Below are 900 nucleotides of genomic sequence, written 5' to 3'. Positions count from 1 at the left end.
TGCGTCCGACTTCCTTCAGATTCCACCTCACGGTGGACACCCTTGTCATTCACTAACAGTTCCTACTGCAAAGCCTGTAGTGGACTTTCACCACCAAGTTGTCGCCCATGCCGGGCGCACCAAAAAGCGACCCGTCCTGTTTACTCAGGGCGGGTCGTTTTATTATAACCTCTCTCAAGCAGCCAGTCATTGATTTTCCCGGCGGTCACTTCGGCTGACAGTTCAGTTGTATTCAGCTTGAGGTAGCTGACTTCCGGAAACTTGGCTTCAACTTCTCCATCAAAGGAATTCAATCTATGCTTTTCCATACTCTGAAGCAGCTCCGCTTCGGAAAAATCCACGTCTCTTTTCGATGGCTTCATTGACAGACGCAGCTCACTTTTATTACGTTTGAGCCGAACATCAAGGTCCGCTTCAAGTTCGATAAAGAATACATTCCCACCGGCGTCAAGAAAAAGCGACGACCAGCTCCTCAGGATGTCCCAGTCCGAATCCGCATCAAAGCCTGCGACTACCGTAAAGATGATGCCATGAGTGACATTTGATTCAGGCTGTTCAGTAAAGGCCTTGAACAGGTCATACCTGACGACTTCAGACAGACGAAACGTATCACGTGTGTACCCCAGAAATCGGGCAAACAGATCGATCGTTTCATGATTGAACAGAAGCCTGGCATCAATCTTCTTCTCCAGAGCTTGTCCTACAGTCATTTTCCCCACAGCCTGCGGCCCGACGATCAGAATCAGATCCATATCAGTTCCCCCTATGCTCCAAGGGTTACTGTCAAATTTTTTTGTTCTTAAAGGTCTATAACCGTTGTTCTATCAAGGAAAAGACAAAAAACACTTGCCCCTCCCTCATTTATCGGTAAAATAGTAGGTATCCGACTACCAAACTATC

General features: G+C 47.3%; 1 protein-coding gene. It reads right to left on the bottom strand.

Features of this window, described 5'->3' with window-relative positions; all coding sequences use genetic code 11:
• Positions 1 to 140: 140 nt before the first annotated feature.
• Positions 141 to 752 (bottom strand): DEAD/DEAH box helicase family protein, encoded by a 612-nt coding sequence (locus ACYQ2O_RS12460; protein WP_346024221.1) that lies wholly within the window; start codon positions 750 to 752, stop codon positions 141 to 143.
• Between the last annotated feature and the right edge of the window lie 148 nt (positions 753 to 900).

The sequence above is a fragment of the Alkalibacterium sp. m-11 genome, assembly GCF_054658155.1.
This window is presented reverse-complemented; position numbering and strand designations above follow the sequence as displayed.

What these genes read in the sequence shown, in the direction of transcription:
- ACYQ2O_RS12460 (WP_346024221.1), bottom strand. Translation starts at nt 752, where the DNA reads ATGGATCTGATTCTGATCGTCGGGCCGCAGGCTGTGGGGAAAATGACT.